This window comes from Natrinema thermotolerans (assembly GCF_031165565.1).
In the GTDB taxonomy this organism is placed as follows: Archaea; Halobacteriota; Halobacteria; order Halobacteriales; family Natrialbaceae; genus Natrinema; species Natrinema thermotolerans.
Genome location: NZ_CP101873.1, coordinates 1,232,828 through 1,251,344, shown reverse-complemented (window position 1 = coordinate 1,251,344; position 18,517 = coordinate 1,232,828). Strand labels below are relative to the sequence as shown.

18 protein-coding genes are annotated in these 18,517 nt (G+C 65.7%); 10 read left to right on the top strand and 8 right to left on the bottom strand.

The annotated features are described in order from the left end of the window. Positions 1–51 precede the first annotated feature (51 nt). Together gpmI and NP511_RS06385 are read right to left on the bottom strand one after the other, a co-directional pair. Positions 52–1,572, bottom strand: a complete 1,521-nt coding sequence (gene gpmI, locus NP511_RS06390; protein WP_049964864.1) for a 2,3-bisphosphoglycerate-independent phosphoglycerate mutase — start codon at positions 1,570–1,572, stop codon at positions 52–54. A 176-nt stretch (positions 1,573–1,748) separates the two neighbouring features. Continuing rightward, positions 1,749–2,045 (bottom strand): hypothetical protein, encoded by a 297-nt coding sequence (locus tag NP511_RS06385; protein WP_049964863.1) that lies wholly within the window; start codon positions 2,043–2,045, stop codon positions 1,749–1,751. Between the two features lie 92 nt (positions 2,046–2,137). On the opposite strand from NP511_RS06385, the gene NP511_RS06380 reads away from it, so the two are divergent. Beyond that, positions 2,138–3,409, top strand: a complete 1,272-nt coding sequence (locus NP511_RS06380; RefSeq protein WP_049964862.1) for a DNA double-strand break repair nuclease NurA — start codon at positions 2,138–2,140, stop codon at positions 3,407–3,409. A 14-nt stretch (positions 3,410–3,423) separates the two neighbouring features. Here NP511_RS06380 and NP511_RS06375 read toward each other — a convergent pair whose 3' ends face one another. Next, positions 3,424–3,756: a DUF7113 family protein gene (locus NP511_RS06375; RefSeq protein WP_006181304.1), complete on the bottom strand. Its 333-nt coding sequence runs from the start codon at positions 3,754–3,756 to the stop codon at positions 3,424–3,426. A 427-nt stretch (positions 3,757–4,183) separates the two neighbouring features. Between NP511_RS06375 and NP511_RS06370 the strand changes: the two genes are divergently transcribed. From NP511_RS06370 to NP511_RS06355, 4 genes are all read left to right on the top strand, one after another. Beyond that, on the top strand, positions 4,184–4,810 hold the full coding sequence (locus NP511_RS06370; RefSeq protein WP_049964861.1) for a DUF7344 domain-containing protein: 627 nt from the start codon (positions 4,184–4,186) through the stop codon (positions 4,808–4,810). A gap of 163 nt (positions 4,811–4,973) precedes the next feature. Continuing rightward, positions 4,974–5,759, top strand: a complete 786-nt coding sequence (locus tag NP511_RS06365) for a cohesin domain-containing protein (protein ID WP_049964860.1) — start codon at positions 4,974–4,976, stop codon at positions 5,757–5,759. A 56-nt stretch (positions 5,760–5,815) separates the two neighbouring features. Next, entirely contained in the window at positions 5,816–7,660 is a 1,845-nt protein-coding gene (locus NP511_RS06360; protein ID WP_049964859.1) for an ATP-binding protein, read from the top strand. 163 nt (positions 7,661–7,823) lie between these two features. After that, the gene (locus NP511_RS06355) at positions 7,824–8,924 is read left to right on the top strand and encodes a hypothetical protein (protein ID WP_136396856.1); all 1,101 of its coding nucleotides are present in this window, start codon (positions 7,824–7,826) and stop codon (positions 8,922–8,924) included. Between the two features lie 513 nt (positions 8,925–9,437). Here NP511_RS06355 and NP511_RS06350 read toward each other — a convergent pair. From NP511_RS06350 to NP511_RS06340, 3 genes are all read right to left on the bottom strand, one after another. Then, on the bottom strand, positions 9,438–10,337 hold the full coding sequence (locus NP511_RS06350; RefSeq protein WP_049964858.1) for an FRG domain-containing protein: 900 nt from the start codon (positions 10,335–10,337) through the stop codon (positions 9,438–9,440). A gap of 145 nt (positions 10,338–10,482) precedes the next feature. Then, entirely contained in the window at positions 10,483–11,100 is a 618-nt protein-coding gene (locus NP511_RS06345) for a CocE/NonD family hydrolase (RefSeq protein WP_049964857.1), read from the bottom strand. A gap of 72 nt (positions 11,101–11,172) precedes the next feature. Next, complete coding sequence (locus NP511_RS06340; RefSeq protein WP_049964856.1) at positions 11,173–12,738, bottom strand: M23 family metallopeptidase; 1,566 nt, start codon at positions 12,736–12,738, stop codon at positions 11,173–11,175. A gap of 125 nt (positions 12,739–12,863) precedes the next feature. Between NP511_RS06340 and NP511_RS06335 the strand changes: the two genes are divergently transcribed. The 3 genes from NP511_RS06335 to NP511_RS06325 all read left to right on the top strand — a co-directional run bounded on the left by NP511_RS06335 (position 12,864) and on the right by NP511_RS06325 (position 15,109). Then, on the top strand, positions 12,864–13,730 hold the full coding sequence (locus tag NP511_RS06335; RefSeq protein ID WP_049964855.1) for a winged helix-turn-helix domain-containing protein: 867 nt from the start codon (positions 12,864–12,866) through the stop codon (positions 13,728–13,730). A gap of 93 nt (positions 13,731–13,823) precedes the next feature. After that, positions 13,824–14,648, top strand: a complete 825-nt coding sequence (locus NP511_RS06330) for a PspA/IM30 family protein (protein WP_049964854.1) — start codon at positions 13,824–13,826, stop codon at positions 14,646–14,648. Positions 14,649–14,761: 113 nt separating this feature from the next. Continuing rightward, positions 14,762–15,109, top strand: a complete 348-nt coding sequence (locus NP511_RS06325) for a hypothetical protein (protein ID WP_049964853.1) — start codon at positions 14,762–14,764, stop codon at positions 15,107–15,109. Between the two features lie 49 nt (positions 15,110–15,158). Here the strand turns inward: NP511_RS06325 and NP511_RS06320 are convergent, their stop codons facing one another. Beyond that, positions 15,159–15,668, bottom strand: a complete 510-nt coding sequence (locus NP511_RS06320; RefSeq protein ID WP_049964852.1) for an FxLYD domain-containing protein — start codon at positions 15,666–15,668, stop codon at positions 15,159–15,161. 151 nt (positions 15,669–15,819) lie between these two features. Here NP511_RS06320 and NP511_RS06315 point away from each other — a divergent pair, with 151 nt between their 5' ends. Together NP511_RS06315 and NP511_RS06310 are read left to right on the top strand one after the other, a co-directional pair. Further along, on the top strand, positions 15,820–16,872 hold the full coding sequence (locus tag NP511_RS06315) for a DUF7972 family membrane protein (protein WP_049964851.1): 1,053 nt from the start codon (positions 15,820–15,822) through the stop codon (positions 16,870–16,872). Between the two features lie 204 nt (positions 16,873–17,076). After that, positions 17,077–17,523 (top strand): AAA family ATPase, encoded by a 447-nt coding sequence (locus NP511_RS06310; protein ID WP_006650246.1) that lies wholly within the window; start codon positions 17,077–17,079, stop codon positions 17,521–17,523. Positions 17,524–17,548: 25 nt separating this feature from the next. Here NP511_RS06310 and NP511_RS06305 read toward each other — a convergent pair whose 3' ends face one another. Further along, complete coding sequence (locus NP511_RS06305) at positions 17,549–18,436, bottom strand: hypothetical protein (protein ID WP_049964850.1); 888 nt, start codon at positions 18,434–18,436, stop codon at positions 17,549–17,551. Positions 18,437–18,517 lie beyond the last annotated feature (81 nt).

Genomic DNA, 18,517 nt, shown 5'->3' with positions numbered 1-18,517 from the left:
CACAGCGACTTCGGTGTTGCGGCCCCCGAGCGATCGCCAACGGCTCCCTCGCTACTCGAGCAGCGACTCGCCGGTCATCTCAGGGGGCTGGTCGAGGTCGATGACCTCGAGAATGCTGGGTGCGATGTCGGCGAGCGTGCCGCCCTCGCGGACGGTCCGACCGCCGTCGGAGCCGTTGGGAGCGAGGTAAACCAGCGGGACCTCGTTGTACGTGTGGGCGGTGTGGGGGTCGTCTGCGGTCCCCATGTCGTCGGCGTTGCCGTGGTCGGCGGTGATGAAGACGTGCGCGCCGGCGGCCTCGAGCGTCTCGACGAGCCGGCCCAGTTGCGCGTCGACGGCTTCGACGGCCTCGATCGCGGCCTCGTAGTCGCCCGTGTGCCCGACCATGTCGGGGTTGGCGTAGTTGAGGACGAGGACGTCGGGATCGTCCGATTCGATAGCGTCGATAGCGGTATCCGTAACTCCGGGCGCGCTCATCTCCGGCTGCAGGTCGTAGGTCGGCACGTCGGGGCTCTCGACGATCTCCCGGTTCTCGCCGTCGAACTCGACCTCGCGGCCGCCGTTCAGGAAGTAGGTGACGTGGGCGTACTTCTCGGACTCGGCGATCCGCAGTTGCGTCCGGCCCGCGTCGGAAAGCACCTCGCCGAGTACCTGTTCGGGCTGGTTCGGCGGGTAGGCCACGGGGAGGTCGAACGTCTTGTCGTACTGGGTCATCATCACGACCTCGGCGTCCGGTGGGCTGGTCTCGACTTCGTCGGCCCAGTCTCCCGGGCGGATGTCCGCGAGCATCCGCGTGAGCTGACGAGCGCGGTCCGAGCGGAAGTTGAACCAGACGACCGAATCACCGTCCTCGAGCGCCGGTTCGTCGGCGATCAGCGTCGGCTCGACGAACTCGTCGGTCACGTCCCGGTCGTACGAATTCTCGACGGCCTCGACCGCCGACTCCGCGGTCCACTCGGCCTCGCGGTCGACGATCGCGTCGTAGGCCCGCTTCGTCCGCTCCCAGTTCTGGTCGCGGTCCATCGCGTAGTAGCGGCCCGACACCGTCGCGACGTGGCCCGTGCCGTGGTCGTCGACGACGTCCTCGAGCGTCGAGAGATACGCCCGCCCGCCGGTGGGCGAGGTGTCGCGGCCGTCCGTGATCGCGTGGGTGACCGCCTCCACGTCCCGGTCGCCCGCGAGTTCGATCAGCGCGTGCAGGTGTTCCTGGTCCGAGTGGACGCCGCCGTCGCTGACGAGGCCGACGAAGTGGACCCGCCCGTCGTTCTCGCGGGCGCGGTCGAAGGCCGCGTTGATCGCGTCGTTCTCGCGGAAGGAGCCGTCCGCGATCGAGTCCGAGATGCGGGTGTACTCCTGATAGACGACCCGTCCCGCACCGATGTTGAGGTGGCCGACCTCGCTGTTGCCCATCTGGCCCTCCGGGAGCCCGACGCGTCGGCCCGCGACCTCGAGCCGACCGTCCGCGCCCGATTCCGCGAGCCGGTCGAAGACCGGCGTTTCGGCCGCCGCGACCGCGTCTCTGCCGCCGTCACCGAGTCCCCAGCCGTCGAGGACGATCAGCGCAGCTTCCATACGAAATCGCAACTCGGCGTCCCGTAACTAGCTGTCGTTGTTCGTCGTCGCCGCGACGCCGATATCGACGGACCAATCAGAACAGTGCCATTCGGTCGTGACGACTCGAGCGGACGCCGTCCGCCTCCGCCCCGCGTCGGACCGACGCCGGACTCGAGCGGCTCGCGACCGGCCGCTCAGTCCCGCGAGGCGTGATCGAACGCCGTGCCGCAGTCGCCACAGACGGTGCCGTTGCCGGGTTTACTCCGCTGGGCGAACACCGCGCCACACTCGTCACAGACCATGAACAGCCGGTGTTCGGGATCGACTCCGGCCTCGAACTCGGCGTGGATCCAGGCGTCGGCGTTGCCCTCCTCGTAGAGGGTGACGCCGGACCCGTTCTGTCGCCAGTTGACTGGACTGTCCCCGCGGTCGACCGCCGCCGACTCTCGCTCGGACATCGAGATATGCCGACCCTCGAACCGCCCATACATACGCTTTCTGATAGTAATTTACACGGGCTCGAGTGAACGTCTTCGCCACCGCGATCACTGGCTTTTTGCCGGTCGGGTCGGTCCCACCGTGCATGACGCTCGATCCGGTCCACTTCGACGGTATCGCGCGACTCGCCGGGCGGATCGACCACGGGACCGACGAGCGCGACCGCCGCGCCCTCGCCGAAACCGTTTGGGAGGAGTTCCTGGATCCGCTGGTCGTCGACGGCCGGCCGATCCTCGAGCCTCTCGACGAGCGAGCGCGGCGGCTCGTCGACTGCGAGGGCGTCGCCTTACGCGACCGGGAGTTCCCGACCGAACACGGCCTCGACGCGGGAACGATCAATCCGACGACGTTCAAGAACGGACTCGTGATCGACATCGCGCAGGCGGCGATGAGCGCGACGCCGAGCGACCTCGACCTCCACCGGTCGCGGACGACCGTGATGACGGTCCACTCCAACGACGAGACGATGGCCGTCGATGAATCCTGGGGCAAATTCGACGCGGGCTACAGCAAGAGCCGGGCGGTCAAGGTGCCGCCGCTGCCGCGCTTTGCCGAGGGCGTCGTCCACGCGCTGGCACTCTATCTCGCCGAGAGCAAACACGCTCGCGACCACGCCCAAACGGTCTCGGACCTGCTCGTCCTCGACGGCCCGCTCTACCCCCGTGGCCTGTTGCGCTGGGCCGACCAACACCCTGACCTCGCGGACTTCCTGCTCGAGGACCCCCGTCCGACGACGGTGCTAGAGAACTACGTCCGGCTGGTCGAGGAGTTCGTCGACCGCTCGGTGCCGCTGGTCGGCTTCGTCAAAAACCCCGCGACGCGGGTCATCACGCGCTCGCTCAAGTCCGAACGGGAAGTCAGCGTCCCCTGGGCCGACGATTCGGCGCTGTTTACCCGCCTGCTCGAGCGCGGCGAGTACGTCGACGACGTCGACGGCGACCGCTGGGAACGGGACGACTCGGCGCTTTCCTACACCAACTGGTTCCGATCGCGGGGCGGCGTCGACCGGCCGCTATCGACCGACGGCGATGCCCTCGGCGTCGAACGCCGCCTCGAGCGCGCGGCCTACGAGGTCACCTTCTTCGTGATCTACGACCCCCGCGACGACCTGCTGTACCGGATCGAGGCCCCCTACGCGTTCACGAAGGATCCGGACACCCGCGAGCGGCTGACGATGCAGTTGTTACAGGACGTCGCCGTCGCTCACGGGCCGCCGACTATCGTCGAAAAGGCCGACGAACTCGCCCGAATCAGCAATGCCGAGAAGGCGTCGCTCCGGGAGACCCTCGAGGAGCGGTTCGACGCCGCACAGGACCGAACGTACGACGATCACCGGTGGGACGAGCAGCCCTATTGAGCCGCTCGAGCGACCTAGCCGTCGCTTTTCTCGACTGCGAGGTCGACGTCGTCGGGATCGACGCCGATCCGGGCGAACTGCGTCCGGACGTGTTCTTTGGCTCCCTCGAGGGCCTGCTCGCGGGTGTCGAACCCCCGCGGCATCGGCGACTCGAAGGCCAGATTGACCTCCCGGCCGTCGACTAACTGCGTCGAGCCGCCGCTGTCGACCTCGTAGAACTCGTCGCAGACCCAGACGTACGCGGCGTCCTCGTCGGGCGCGCCGCTGAAGGTCGGGGCCCGCTCACCCCGTTCGTACAGCGTCCCCGTGAGTTCCGTCCCGCCCGCGTGACCGCGTACCAGTAGCATGACCTAGTGTACGGCTCCTGACGGCAAAAACACGGCGCATCGGGATCCGGACTGAGCGTCTCCACGCGTCGATCGACCCCGCGGGCGGTCGGCCGAGGACGGGTCTCGAGGGACCGCTGTCAGGCCGACCCGCGTCACCGGTCCGTCACTCGGCCAGTAATAATGTGGTACGGTGACACTAGGATCGGTCCGTCCGACGTAATCAGCTCGTACCACACCGCTCGAGCGACAGTAACCGTCTTCTGAGTCTTCCGGTGCGGTGATTGTTTTTGGACGGTGAGACTCGTATTTTCACCACAGGTCGGCTCTATCCACCGATATAGGCTGCCTCAGCCCAGTACTACGAGGTTACGGGAGTAACAGCTGACTTGCGGCCCAAATCGTTTTGGAAACGGGCTTATCCCCGTTGCAGGGGTTGGTCGGGGTAATGAGTTCGGACGCTCACCTCGGCGACGACGTATCCCATCCACTCGCGAACGTCCCGACGGAGTGCTACGAGATCCTTCGCCATCCCCGTCGGCTCCGCGTCCTCGAGATCCTCGGCGCTCGCGGGACGCGACTCTCCCTGTCGGAACTGACGACCGCGCTGCTCGAGCGGGCCGCGACGGACGACCACACTGACCGACGGCGACGCGAGGTCCGGATCAGCCTCGTCCACAACCACCTGCCGCGGCTCGCGGACTACGACATCCTCGAGTGGGACGAGGACGGCGTCGCGCTCGTCGACGAGTCGCCGGTTCACCCCGCCGACCTCTCGGTGTTGCTCGATCTCTGCGGGGACGGCGACGGCGCGGAACTGCTCGAGACGCTCGTCGATCCCGCCCGGATGCGCCTGCTTTCGGTCCTCGCCGACAGCGACCGACCACAGTCGGTCGAGCAGTTGGCTGGTCGGCTCGCCACCCCCGACGGCGGCCCCTTCGTCGACCCCGACCGCGCGGCGATCGCGCTGCATCACTCCCACCTCCCCGCGATGGCGGCGGTCGACGTCCTCAACTACGACCCCGAGTCGGGGCTGGTGACCCGATACGCCGACGCCGTCTCGATCGTCCAGTAACCGCCGATTCGATCGCGTCCGTCCGATCGATTCTCCCTATCCCGTTCCGTTCTCGATTGCGTTCTTGACCGGCGAGAGGGGACCGTCTCGCTCCTCGCTCGGCCCCCTCGGCCGCCACATCCGGAACCTGTAAGCGGGCCTCGGCCGTAGCTCCGCTCGATCCATGACAGCGGCCGACGGCGACCGCGTTCACGGACCGTCGAGCGACCCCCGCAGGGCCGTCGCCGTCATCGTCGTCGCCGTCGTCCTCTCACTCGCGTCGATCACCGCCGTTGCGAGCGTCGCCGCGATCGATCAGGTCGCCTTCGTCTCGCCGGACCGGACCGAACTCGAGGCCGACCCCGGCGAGACGGTCGAGATCACCGTCGCGCTCGAGAGTCGGGGCGGCCACGGCGGCGAGGGCGTCACGGCAGTCGCGTTGATCGCCCAGTACAATCCCGATTATCTCACCGTCACCGACATAGAGCGAGGGCCGTGGCTCGAGGGCGAGGACACCGAGATCGCAACGCGGTCGACGCTCGCCGACGAGGCCGGGACGGCGATCATAGAGCAGCGCCGCGAGCCGGCCGCCGGCGGGACGACCGGCTCGGGGACGATCGCGACGCTGACCGTCCGCGTCGCCGCGGACGCGCCGGCGGGCACGACGCCGATTTCGTTCGGTGAAAGCACCGTGTCGCTGACCGGCGACTATCCGCCGGCCGTCGTCGACGAGTCCGCGACCGTCGCCATCGCCGGCGGAAACGAGTCGCTCGGCTCGTTCGACCACCCCGATCCGGACGGCCTCGAGCGTCCCGGCGAGTTCGACTCGAGCGGGGACGCGGAGGAAACCGACGCGGCCGCGAGCGACGGCGGCGCGCCGGTTCCGGGCATGACTGTCGGGGCCGCGCTCGCGGCCCTCGCGCTGGGAACGGCGGCTCTGGCGGTCGCCCGTGACCGTCGGCGCGGATAAACAGTCCGTCCGACTGGAGGGAAACGCGTTTGGGGGCCCGGTCTGATGGACGTGATATGAGCGATCTGGGAGACTTCGGCGATTTCGATGCCGACGCCGACACCGACGACGGCGCGGCGGACGCGGCGGACTCGTCGCCAGCGTCGTCGGACGGCGAGCGCGCGGCGACGAGTTCGACGACCGACGCGGACGACGGGTTCGAACCGACGAACGTCGAACCCAGCGGCGAGGACGTCGGGATCGGGACGATCTGTGTCTCGCAGGGGCTGCGCGTCGCCGAGGACGGCGACGACACCACCCTCCGGGCCTACGTCACCCGCGGCAACCGCTCGTCGGTCCGCATCGGGAGCTACCTGCTCGCGCCTTACCCCGACGGCGAGACGCTGTTCTGCCGGATCACGGGCCTCGAGTACGCCCAGCAGTACCACGCCGACGACGCGACCGAGATCCACGCCCGCCGGGCGATGCGCACCGACGACATCGACGAGTCCGACTACAAGTTCGTCGCCGAACTCGAGCCCGTCGCAGTGCTGTACGACGACGACGGCGAACTCAAACGGCGGATGACCGACCGCGTGCCGAAACCCCAGACGGTGATCCGGCAGGCCGACGACACCGCCGAGATCAAGACCGGGCTGAAGATGCCCGACGACGGGGTCTTTCTGGGCCATCTCTCGGTCGGCGGCGAGAAGGTCCGGACCGCCGCCTCGCCGCCCACGATCGATTACCGGCTCAAAGACGACTACGACGCGGGCGATCCGCTGGTCTTCCGCCACACCCTGATCGCCGGCGGGACCGGATCGGGGAAGACCCACGGCGCGAAGAACATCCTCCGCCAGTACCTCGCGGACGAGCGGACCTACCCGATGGCCGACGGCCGCGAGGTCACCCCCGCCGTCGTCCAGTTCGACCCCCAAGACGAGTACGCCCAGATGCACGACGACAACCCCGACCTGGACGACGAGTTCGCGCGCCGCCTTGAGCGCGAGGGGATCGCCTACGGCGGCCACGACGATACGACGGCGTTCGTCCCGAAGGTCGGGTCGGCGTCGTACGCGGCGGGGCACCACCGTGCCCAGCAGGTCGAGTTCACGATTCCGTTCGCGATGGTCCACGACAACCCGTGGCTGGTCGCGGGCAGCGGGTTAAACGACAACCAGTACGGCGCGCTCGTCAGCGTCCTCCTCCCGCGGTTCCGGAAGCAGTACGGCGCGGACGGCACCTACGAGGAGTTCACGACGTTCCTCGACGACCCCGCCCTGCGCGAGGAACTCGACGAGTCCGGCCGGGTCCACGAGGCGACCTTCGACGCCGTTCGCCGGCGCGTGCTGGGCTTCGACAACGTCTTCGATCAGGACGCCCGGCCGATCACCGAACTGGTCAGTGACTTCGTCCGCCCCGGCGGGCTGACCGTCGTCCCGACCTACCACATCAACGACAGCCGGGCGACGGAGACGATCGTCCTCGCGGTCTCCTCGCTGCTCATCGACCAGAAGCTCTCGAACGACCCCGACTACGACCGGATCAAGGAGACCCCGCTCCTGCTGGGGATGGACGAGGCCCACAACTTCCTGACCGACGCCGACTCGGTCCAGGCGGGCAAGGTAATCAGCAAGTTCACCGAGGCCGCCAAACAGGGCCGTAAGGAGCGACTCGGCCTCTTTCTCATCACGCAGGACCCACAGGACATCCACGACGCCGTCTTCAAACAGATCAACACCACCGTCGTCCTCAACCTCGGCGACGAGGACGCGATCAAGAGCGTGAATATTCCGAGCAACCTCGAGTCGAAAGTGCCCTACATGGAGAAAGGCCAGATGGTCGTCTACTCGCCCGACAACTCGGAGCCGGTCGAACTGATCGGGCTCCCGAAGTGCCTGACCCGCCACGGACGGGACTGAGTCTATACGGACTCTTGTAGTCTGTTGACGGTGTTTCACTTCCGCATCGTGTGACTCCATCAAAATAGCCATTTAGAACGGATTCTTTGAGATAAAGTTTTATCATCTAATATAAAAGCAAAAATTATATATAACGAATACAATTGTTATATTGCTACAACATATGAAAGGTAGTAGTGGTAAGAATAAGGTCAGTAGACGAAGAGTACTACAGAAAACGACTTCCGGTGCAGTTGGTGCTGGAATCGGCCTGAATACACTGCTTGGAACTGTTAGCGCAAAAGAAACGACTCGTGAGGATCTCAAACGCCTTGAGGAGGCTTCTGCAGTGAAGAAAATTCTTAACGAACTTAACGTCCAGTCACTGCCTGAGCCAGAACGAGTCGAAAAGCGCCATGCTGCCGCCGATGGAAAACTCACGAACGGTGAACTTGAAGCATGGAGAATTCCAGTTCGTAACTATGGGACACTTACTGCTATGGAGTACAGTGATAAGATTGGAGCACTCTTTACGTTTGATCCGGACCTATCTCAGACTCCCTCTGGCTACGTAATGGCCAAAGAGGAGAACGCTGCTCTAGGCGTCAGTGGTTCCGAAGTTGTGTTCAGCCGGAACGCAACAAAGAATGAACAACAACTGGTACTGTCGGCGCTTGATATTGATGGTGAAATAGATGGTGTGAAGATAGAGGCCAAGACAATCTTTGGTGGATTTCACGCTAGTATTGGGATAAAAGGCCCGGATGATGAAAACCCTAAAATTCGTGAGTTTGCTATCGAAATAGATGGGTTTGATCCTCGAACAGAAGTTCTGTCAGATATAGATGATGACGTGAGCCCGCTACTAATATCTGAACCAGCAGCACAGGAAGTAAGTACGCAAGGAATTGGTCCGATCCCTGGTCCAAAAGACATTTTAAAAGATGTTATCCAAGATTGGATTATCGGGACTTTTGCAAGCGAATCGCTAGATTATTTAGGCGTCGAATGTAACGTAACCTGCCCTGATTGTGTCCTATATATTGTTGATGTAGTCGGATCCTGTAGAAGTTGCATTCCTCTCTGTTCATCAGGGGCAACTGGAATCGGTGCAATCACTTGTGTCGCTTGTTTCTATCTCTTCTGTAATGATGCACTTGCTCAGGCAGACTGTCTCGCTTGTCTAGTCTGTCTATACAAGGGAGAAGAACCGAATACGCCGAATACAAACGCGATGCGGTGGGTTCTGGACGAAATTGAGAACGTTCCTTCGAACCCGCTTTAACAGTTATTCTATACCTATCTGATAAATCACCTCTCCTCATAATATCTACTAACTACTGCACTAAAAATAAGTACAAGCGACCATAATAAAACTACCATTGAAATTACAACAAATCTAAATATTTGGTCTTGTTTAATTGGTAAGTTAACAAGTGCGGCTGCTATTATAATACAAGATGAAATAAAGAATAAGACTATCCCAAGCCATAAATCAGAGACAGTCAAGCTAGAGACTGGTTTGGCATACAACCACCAGACAACCAAGAGATAGATCATGCTAATGCCGACGATTTGTCCGAACCCACGCACGCTAATTGGGTTGTCAATGGCTTGAACAGCTAACGCGATGATTATTATACTACATAGAATTAACCCGAGTGTTTCGATTTTGTCAGGTAGGGGTCGTCTGGTATCTTTCCCCATATTGATTATGATTACTGAGGGAATAGAAAAAACTGCGGATATCGTATATAATGGAGTTCCTATCGCAATTGGATATTTCTGTCTCCTCGGCTTACTCCTTTGCCTGTGGCTGATAGTACTGCGTGAGCCACGTCGCCAGCCCCCCGAGGCCGGGGAACAGCGTCCGGTGGTTGACGTTCAACTGGTCGAGTTTGTCGCGGAACTCGAGTTTGCGCTCGCCCGGGATGACGATCTTCCGGTAGCAGTCCGGGCGGTCCTCGAGCCACCGGTCCAGAACGATCCGAGGATCCGACTGAAAGGAGAAGACGGCCGACTGGTTGACGATGCGGTCGTCGATCGCGGGCGGCCGGAAGAACATGACGTACTCGTCGTCGCGCTCGGTTTCGGGCGCCCACAGCTCCTGCCAGAGTTCGTTCACGCGGGAGACGTCGTTGAGGTTCCGGGCCGGCCCGGGTCCGTCGCCGGCGGCCTCCCGCAGGTCGTACTCGAGGGTCGCGTTCGAGAGCAGGTGGGTGTCGAGCATGTGCGTCTCGGTCGTCTCGAGGACCGCCTGGTAGCGGTCGGGCAGTTCGGCGTGGAGTTTCCGGTAGTCGACGGCCCAGATCGCGCCGTCGTGGGCGGTGTCGCCGGTGACCGTGGCGAAGTAGGCCGCCACCAGCGGCGAGAACGACCAGTCGAGCAGCCGCGTCGGCAGCCCGTAGTGTTGGGCGATCGAGAGCAGGTGCCAGACCGACCGGAGTTCGTCGATTTCGCCCTCGGCGTACTGGGCGAAGTTCCGGAGTAAGAGGGGTTCGAGGTGCCACCGTCCGGAGTCGCCGACGAAGCGGCCGATCGACGTCTCGAGGCTGAACGCCTCGTCCGGGACCCCGCGGAACACGTAGGGGGAGCGGTGGCGGCCGATGTCGCCCATCCACATCTCCTGAGAGACCAGCCGCTGGAGTTCGGTCCACGTCTCGGCCCGGCGGACGGACGCGGCGCCGTCGCCGGTCATCGCTGCACGCGGTCACACGGGCTTCGGTCACGAGTCGGTGCCGCGGTCACAGTGACGGCTTCTCGGGGCGCGACGAAAAGCGGTTTCACGCACTGGGGTGACTGACGCCGGCTCGAGACGGTCCGCGACGCCGACCGGTCGGTCCTCAGGCCGATGCACACAGCGCCCGTTCGAAGAACGACGCGACCGCCGTCGCGATCTCGTCGTGCGCGCCGAGGAAGAAGTGATCGCCGGCGAACGCCGCCGTCTCGTCGCCGCGCTCCTCGGCCCGCTCGACGATCGGCTCCCAGTCGACGGTGGTGTCGCGCTCGCCGTAACAGACGCGGAGCGGCGCCTCGAGCGACTCGAGCGCCGCGAGCGCGTCGAGGTCGTCTGCGAGTCGCGCGGTCGGCGCGAGGACGGCGACCGCGTCGGGGTCGGCGTCGGCCGCGGCGAGCAGGGCGAGCGACGCGCCGAAGCTGTAGCCGAAGAGACCGACCGGGCGGTCGTCGCCGCCGTCGTACTCTTCGCGGGCCCACCGGACGGCGTTGCGAACGTCTTCCCGTTCGCCGTAGCCCTCGTCCCACAAACCGTAATCGAACCGCAGGCAGGCGATGCCGGCCTCGACGACCGCGTCCGAGACGGCGCGGAGCCGTCGGTCGCTCCGCGAGCCGCCCTGCTGGGGGTGGGGCGGGCAGGCGACGACGATCGCCCGCGGCTCGTCGGTCGGTTCCTCGAGCGTCCCCCGGACGTCGCGACCGCCGGGGATCAGGACGTCGCTCATGGTGGCTCGTTCCGAACCGGCGCTCATCAATCCCCGGCGTCGGCGGCCACGAGTCGGGGGCCCGAGATGGGGTCAGGACCGGGCCCACGAGGCGGGGAACAACTCGCGCAAGCGGTGGCGTTCGTACTCGCCGAGGGCGGCGTAGGCGGCGAAGCCGGCGAGGAGGGCGAGGCCGCCGAGCGCCTGGGTTCCGACCTCGAGGGACGCTCCGGTCCCGGTAGCGCGGACGGCCGCGGCGACGAGTCCGAGGCCGATCGCGAGACCGAGGCCGCCGGGACGGCGCTCGGCGGCGGTCCGTCGGACCGCGACCCAGCCGTGCCAGCCCGCCGCGAGCGCGACCCCGGCGCCCAGCAGGAGCGCGACGGCGGTCCGTGAAACGACGATCGGCCCCAGAACGGCGACGGCGCCGCCGACGCAGGTCCCGAACGCGGCGCGTCGCACCGCGGCGAGTCGCCCGTCGCTCCCGGCCGATTGCCCTGCGTCGCTCTCGGCCGTGCTCTCGATCGTTTCCCGCTCTGGACTCGCGGACCCGTCGGTCGGCTCGTCGGCCCCCGCGACGTGTGCGACGCGTTGGCCGGCCGTGAGATACGTGCGGTCGACGTCGGTGGCGTCCTCGAGCGGGTCGGTGGTGGCGTCGCCGGCCCCGCCGGATCGGGGCTCGTCGATCGCCGCCTTCGCGCCCGGCCACTCGGCGTCGACGGCGTCGAAGGCGATCGGGAGCCCCGCCGCGAGTTCGAAGCGGGGGTGGTCCTGCAGCTGGAAGTGGAGGTGCGGTTCCGAGGAGTTCCCGGAGTGGCCACAGCGACCGACCTCCTGCCCGCGCTCGACGCGGTCTCCGGGGGAGACCGTCAGGCTGCCGGGGACCAGATGGGCGAGACAGCTGTACTCGTCGGAGGCGTGCTGGATCACGACGTAGCACCCGCGGATGTCCCGCTTTAGCGGATGGGAGAGGCCGCCGCCGCGGGGGGACTCGAAGTCGGTGTCGAAGACGTCGACGACGACCCCGTCAGCGGGAGCGAGGATCGGCTCGTCGTAGCAGTAGTACGAGTCCACTGCCGACCCGGACTCGGTGGGGGCAGTATGGCCGTCCGCGTCGGTGATCACGAAGTCGTAGGCGTATCGCTGGGTGGCAGGGAGCCACGAGTGGGAGTAATCGTGGTCGTAGCTGCCGTTGACGACGGTCCAGGTCCCGTCGAACGGGAGCCGGTAGGCGGTTTGCTGGTCGTAGTTCTCGGGGTCGGGGAACGCACCGCGGTGGCGGACGAACGCCACGCCGGTGCCGAGCCACTGCGAGAGGTCCTGTGCCAGTACGAGCGGATTGACGAACGTCAGCGGCATCGTCAGGAACCACGCCGCGTACGCCCGCCAGTTCCCCATGTGGAGCCAGTCGGTCGGCTCCGCGCGCTCCTCGTCGGCCCCGCGTCGCAGCACCAGATCCAACAGCGGCGAGACGAACGGCCAGAGGAAAAAGAGGAAGAAGAGTTCGAAGACCTCGAGGACGGCCAGCGAGTCGAAGACGTAGCTGGGAACCGCCAGCAGACCGAGCAGGGCCAGGTACAGCGGTTCGAACGATCGCAGCCGACGCCGGACTCGCGCGGCGATCGTCGTCGATTCGGCGGTTCGGATCCCCTCTGTCATGGGGTAATGGTGGTGCCGAGAACACGTAATCACTTTGTGAACTGAAATTCACGAGGGCGGTTGTCACGGCAGGTTTCGGCGGCACAGCCGGAACGGTCAATGGGGCGTCGAGACAACGTCGGGACATGAGTCCGGACGACGAGTCGGCGGCCGCGGTTCGGGACGCCTTCTCCCTGCTCGGTCACGAGATCCGCCTCGAGATCCTGCTCGCCTTGCTCGAGGACTGGCACGCGGTCTACACGGAGCCGCGGTCGTACGCGGAGCTGATGGATGCGGTGGGCATGCGCGACAGCGGAAAGTTCAACTACCACCTCGACAAGCTCCGGGGCGTCTACGTCCGCAAGGTCGAGGACGGCTACGTCCCGACGGCGGCCGTGACGGCGCTGTACCGTGCCGTCCTCGCTCACCGGCCGGCCGAAGGAGTCAGGGACTGGACACCGTCCGAGCCGACGCCGATCGACTCCGAGTGCCCGGATTGCGGTACGGGGGCGGTCCTACGGTACGAACGGGGGTTCGTCACCGTCGCGTGTTCGGCCTGCGAGGAGTGGTCCGGCTTCACCTATCCGTTCCCGGCGAACGGCTTCGCCGGACGGAGCGCGGACGACGTCGCACGCGAAACCGCACGTCGTGCCCGCTTTCACGTCGGACTGGCCCGCACCGGTCAGTGTCCCTTCTGTGCCGGGACGACGACCGCCGACCTGCGTCTCGAACGCGAAGGCGAGGACATCGTCGAGATCACGTGTGACACCTGTACGTTTCTCGTCGGCGTGGAGCCGCTCTCGGCGCTGCTGAGTGACGGTCGCGTCGCCGCGGCGCTTTCCGACGTCGGAATCGACCTCGAGCGTCCGGACTGGGAACTCCCCGCGCCGACGACCAGGGTCGAGTCCCGGGACCCAGTCCGGATCCACCTCGAGGTTGCGGGCGACGCCGGCACGGCGACGATCGTCGTCGACGACTCGCTTGCCGTCCGATCGGTCGAGACCGACCGCTAGTCCGCGGTGTGTTCCGCCACCGGCCCCGCGCTCGCGAACATTGGATATTCCTGAAGTGACATTTTTAAGGCCCGCGAGCAATACGTAGCGAGTATGGGCATCCTCTCTCGGGCTTCCTACGTCATCCGGTCGAAACTCAACTCGGTGCTCAACCGGGCCGAGGATCCGACCGAGACGCTCGACTACTCCTACGAGCAGATGCGTGACCAGCTCCAGCAGGTCAAACGCGGCATCGCCGATCTCACCACGCAGAAAAAGCGCCTCGAGATGCAGAAACGCCGCCTCGAGGAGAACGTCGAGAAACACAACGATCAGGCCCGCACTGCGGTCCAGCAGGGTCGGGAGGATCTGGCGCGACGCGCCCTCGAGAAGAAGAAGACGAAGATGAACCAGATCGAGGATCTGGAGCGCCAGATCTCGGACCTGCAGAACCAGCAGGACCGGCTGATCGACCAGAAAAACGAACTCCAGAGCCGCATCGAGGAGTTCCGCACGAAAAAGGAGACGATGAAGGCCCGCCACGAGGCCGCCAAGGCAAGCTCCACGGTATCGGAAGCGATGACCGCGACCGGCGAGGAGTTCGAGGACGTCGGCCGCGCCATCGAACGTGCCGAGGAACAGACCGAGGACATGGAGGCCCGGGCCGCCGCGATGGACGAACTCCACGAGTCGGGCGCGTTCGACGACGTCCTCTCGGACAAGGACAACATCGACCGCGAACTCGAGCAGCTCTCGACCGACAGCGGCGTCGAGGCCGAACTCGAGACGCTGAAATCCGACGTCGGTGCCGACGACGCGGAGTCGGCGCCCGAGCAGACCGGCGAGGCCGACGAGGCGGAGCTGACCGACCTCGAAGGCGAGGACCAGGACGAGGTCGAGGCCGAACTCGCGGAACTGCAGGACGAAGAGAGCGCCTGAGCCACCGACGGATCGACTGCGTCACAGCGACCGCGAGCGTCTCGAGCCGACGCTCGGTCTCCGCTGCTGTAGTCGGGAGAAACTGTTACCATTGTTCACGGTCAAGGGGTAGTATGAGCAACGTCTCGCGGTTCGACTCGATTTCCCTGACCAATCAGGCCGTCCTGCTGGGGCTCGCCGATCTCGCTGGCGAGGGGGAGACGCCGGTTCAGACCCACGACGTGAGACGGCACTGCAAACAGCGGCTCTCGGATGTCGATACGGAAGTCGTCGGGACGATCTCCGAGGCCGACGTCATCCGATCGCTCTACCGGCTCGAGGAGGAGGAGTTAGTCGAGGAGGTCCCGCCCGCGGAGACGTCGCCGACGGGGAAGGGGCGACCGGCCTACGCCCTCGCCGTCGAGTCCGACGTAGTCTACGACGGCGTCGTCGACGAACTGGTCGCAGGGACGCGGGACTGACGCCGCGGATCGGGGGAACGATGGTCTCGATCGCCGGTTCCGACGCCGGTCACGAGGGCGTTCCGAGTACCGTGATGTCGTAGTCGGCCACGTCGCTGGGAGCCTCGAGGACGACGACCTGAAACTCCCAGGCGTCGCCGGCCCCGAGGTCGCCGGTGCTGGCGAGATACCGGCCGAGGAGGTTGCCGGCGGCGTTGTAAATTCGGGTCCGGACCTCGACGATCTGGAGCCGGTCCGCTCCCGTGTTGGTCACGGTTCCTTGCACCGTCGAGCCGAGGTAGCCGTCCTCGAGGACGAACTCGTGTTCGACCAGCTCGAGGGAATCGAGCGGCGTCACCGAGTTGGTCGGTTGCTGTTGGGCCAGTGACGAGGCCGTGGACATCTCGCTTGCGTTCCTGCTCGAGGCGTTGCTGGCGTTTATCGGGCCGACGTTACCGCTCTCGTAGCTGGGGTCGCCGCCGAGCGCGTCGCTGCCGGTACAGCCGGCGGCCGCGGTCGCCATCCCGACGCCGAGCGACGCGAGCAGTCGTCGTCTGCTCGTCGTCTCCGAGCGCGTCATCGGGACCTGCCCGTCGTCCGCGAGTCGATTCCGGTGCCGAGCATGTCTTCGGGAACACCGCCGACGCATTTCAGTGTAGGCCCTGAAGCGACAGCGCTCGGCGGTGTATGCAACGCAGGCCCTTATTGTCGGGTCGATTGAACGTGTCGCCATGTCCTCCGAGACCGACGAGACGCTCGAGTCCTACGGGGCCGACGTGGGCGGGCCGGAGGGGCCGCTGACGCGGTTCCACGAGTGGGTGCTGATTCAGGGGAACCGATTGGTCGTCGCGGCGTTGCTCTCGGCGGTCATCTTCGCGCTTATCGTCGGCCTGTACGAACTCGGCGTGATCAACTTCGTCAACGGGAGTTCCGTGACGAGCGTGGCAAGCGGCATGATCGCGGGCACGTTCTCGCTGGTGACGCTCGTCGTCTCGGTCAACCAGCTCATCCTCTCCCAGGAGTTCGGCGCGGCGGGGAAGGCCCGCGACCGATTCGAGGGCGTCGTGGCGTTCCGCGAGGACGTCGCCGAGACGGCGGCCGTTTCCGCGACGCCGACCGCGCCCATGAGTGTCCTCGAACTGCTCATCGAGTCGGTCCGACGCGACGCGGCCGAACTCGCCGACATCGTCGCCGATCACGACGACGAGGTGCGGGAGACGGTCGTTCGGTACACAAACAGCGTCAGGGAGCGGGCCGACCGGGTCGACGAGACGCTCGAGCGCTCGGACTCCGACGCCGACACCTTTGCGGCCGTCTGGGCGGCAATCAACTACGACGAGGCCTGGCAGCTGTACGTCGCGACCCAGTTGCGCAACGACTACCACGAGTCGCTGTCGCCGACGGCGAAAGAGCAGTTCGACGACCTGATCGGCACGTTGAAACTGTTCAGGGTGGCCCGCGAGCAGTTCAAGACGACCTACCTGCAGCGGGAACTGACCCGGTTCTCGCAGCTGACGATCTACTGCGGCGTCCCGTCGATCCTGTCGGCGATCGTCGTCGGCCTCCTCTACGCCGACTTCGCCGGGCCGAGTCTCAGCGTCGTTGCGCTCCCCTACGTCGTCGCCGTCCTGATCGTCGTCGTCCTCTCGCCGCTGTCCCTGCTGGTCTCCTACATCCTCCGGATCACGACCATTACCCGCCGGACCGCGTCGGTCGGTCCGTTCGTCCCCCAGAAGGATCCCGACGAGGGACCGTTCGACGTGACCGCCGGCGAGGACCGCTGATCACTCCCGGTCCGCGTCGGCTCCACGACCGGTCTCCCGGCGGATGAACGGCCCGATCGCCGCGTCCACTTCGCGAGGTTGGGAACCGGGAATATGCGACGGGACGATCGCGAACGGTGTCACGGAGCGCGAAGGCGATACCGACGACCACTAGTCCGTGGTCGATCCCCGGGGTTCGTATCCCTTCGGCGGCTACCGGGGACCGTGATCGTCGTCATCTGCGGGCCGCCGGGCACGGGCAAGTCAACCGTGACGGCCCGCGTTCGGGACCGCCTCGAGACGCGCTCGATTCCCGTCCGGACCGTCCACTCCGACGACTTCTCGAGTCGGACCGACGAGCAGTTGGCCGAGCGGGTCGCCGACGCGCCCGCGACGGGCGTGACGCTGGTCGATGGGACGTTCTATCGGCGACCCTGGCAGACCCGGTTTCGGACGCTTGGCGATGTCCGGTTCGTCCGCCTGACCGCGAGCCTCGAGACCTGCCTCGAGCGCAATCGCGCTCGTCCCGACTCGATCGACGAACGGGGCGTCCACGTGGTCTACCGGGAGTTCGACGCGCCCGACGCCGCCCTCGAGATCGATACCGACCGCTGCGGCCCCGACGCGGCGGCCGTTCGGGTCGCGGCCGCGATCGAGGGCTGGCTCGAGTGACGTTCCGCGAGTCGTTCCGGAGTGATCACAGCCCCAAATCGATGCCGAACGGGTCGAATCCGGACGGGTCGAACGGGGCGAGATCGGCGGGTAGTTCGTCGGGGACGACAGCCTCCGGGAGCGCCGCCCAGCCGAGGTCGTCCTCGCCGGGAACCGCGTCGGTGTCGAACGTCGGTTCGTCGGCGGGGTCGACGTCGCGGTCCTCCCGGGGCGGCGCGTCGTGGGCGTAGACGCTCTCGGGATGGTCGACGGTCCAGACGTGGAGCATACAGGGGGTCCGACAGGGGAACTCGAGGTCGCCGTCCGCGGCCGCTCCCTCGTAGGTCTGCCGGTAGAACCACCACGCGAACCGACCGGGGAGGCCGGTGTGGGCGTGCCACGGCGAACACAGTTCGGCGTCCTCGCCGTACACCGCCGGCGGCGCGACGGCCGTGCCGTCCTGCGTCGCGATGAACATGACGCCGATCGAGCGCCACGTTTCGTTGTCGACCAGCACCGATTCCGGTCGCTCGGGTTCGAGGAGGTCGCCGTCGCCGATGAACGCCGGGTTGAGCCAGTGCGACCAGCTGTCGTCGCCGGTCTCGAGCGTATCGAAGTACGGTTTGTAGCCCGCCTCGAGCAGTGCATCGACGTCCGGGTACCGGCGCTCGAGGGCGTCCGCGACCGCGGACTGCAGGGCGACCGTCCTCGGGTGGTCGTCCGCACACCCCTCCATGCTCGCACCCTCGCAGTGGGCCATACTGGGCTCGATCGTCGCGTCGGGACAGTCACGATCGAACCGTCGGGCGAGGTCGTCCCGCTCGTTGCCGTCGTCGGCGCGGGCGCTCCCGATGGCCGAGAGTGCGGCCGTTCCGGCCGAGGCCCGCAGGAGCGTTCGTCGGGACACGGTTCGATCGTCGTCGCTATCGGACATACCACACGTTCCACACCGACGATCGGTATGAAACCCCGTTGGGAGTTGTCCAGACAGTCGCCGACAGTGGTGTGATGCGCG

Excerpts from the sequence above, each read along its gene's own strand:
- gpmI (WP_049964864.1), bottom strand. The coding sequence starts at position 1,572 with ATGGAAGCTGCGCTGATCGTCCTCGACGGCTGGGGACTCGGTGACGGC.
- NP511_RS06385 (WP_049964863.1), bottom strand. The coding sequence starts at position 2,045 with ATGTATGGGCGGTTCGAGGGTCGGCATATCTCGATGTCCGAGCGAGAG.
- NP511_RS06380 (WP_049964862.1), top strand. The coding sequence starts at position 2,138 with ATGACGCTCGATCCGGTCCACTTCGACGGTATCGCGCGACTCGCCGGG.
- NP511_RS06375 (WP_006181304.1), bottom strand. The coding sequence starts at position 3,756 with ATGCTACTGGTACGCGGTCACGCGGGCGGGACGGAACTCACGGGGACG.
- NP511_RS06370 (WP_049964861.1), top strand. The coding sequence starts at position 4,184 with ATGAGTTCGGACGCTCACCTCGGCGACGACGTATCCCATCCACTCGCG.
- NP511_RS06365 (WP_049964860.1), top strand. The coding sequence starts at position 4,974 with ATGACAGCGGCCGACGGCGACCGCGTTCACGGACCGTCGAGCGACCCC.
- NP511_RS06360 (WP_049964859.1), top strand. The coding sequence starts at position 5,816 with ATGAGCGATCTGGGAGACTTCGGCGATTTCGATGCCGACGCCGACACC.
- NP511_RS06355 (WP_136396856.1), top strand. The coding sequence starts at position 7,824 with ATGAAAGGTAGTAGTGGTAAGAATAAGGTCAGTAGACGAAGAGTACTA.
- NP511_RS06350 (WP_049964858.1), bottom strand. The coding sequence starts at position 10,337 with ATGACCGGCGACGGCGCCGCGTCCGTCCGCCGGGCCGAGACGTGGACC.
- NP511_RS06345 (WP_049964857.1), bottom strand. The coding sequence starts at position 11,100 with ATGAGCGACGTCCTGATCCCCGGCGGTCGCGACGTCCGGGGGACGCTC.
- NP511_RS06340 (WP_049964856.1), bottom strand. The coding sequence starts at position 12,738 with ATGACAGAGGGGATCCGAACCGCCGAATCGACGACGATCGCCGCGCGA.
- NP511_RS06335 (WP_049964855.1), top strand. The coding sequence starts at position 12,864 with ATGAGTCCGGACGACGAGTCGGCGGCCGCGGTTCGGGACGCCTTCTCC.
- NP511_RS06330 (WP_049964854.1), top strand. The coding sequence starts at position 13,824 with ATGGGCATCCTCTCTCGGGCTTCCTACGTCATCCGGTCGAAACTCAAC.
- NP511_RS06325 (WP_049964853.1), top strand. The coding sequence starts at position 14,762 with ATGAGCAACGTCTCGCGGTTCGACTCGATTTCCCTGACCAATCAGGCC.
- NP511_RS06320 (WP_049964852.1), bottom strand. The coding sequence starts at position 15,668 with ATGACGCGCTCGGAGACGACGAGCAGACGACGACTGCTCGCGTCGCTC.
- NP511_RS06315 (WP_049964851.1), top strand. The coding sequence starts at position 15,820 with ATGTCCTCCGAGACCGACGAGACGCTCGAGTCCTACGGGGCCGACGTG.
- NP511_RS06305 (WP_049964850.1), bottom strand. The coding sequence starts at position 18,436 with ATGTCCGATAGCGACGACGATCGAACCGTGTCCCGACGAACGCTCCTG.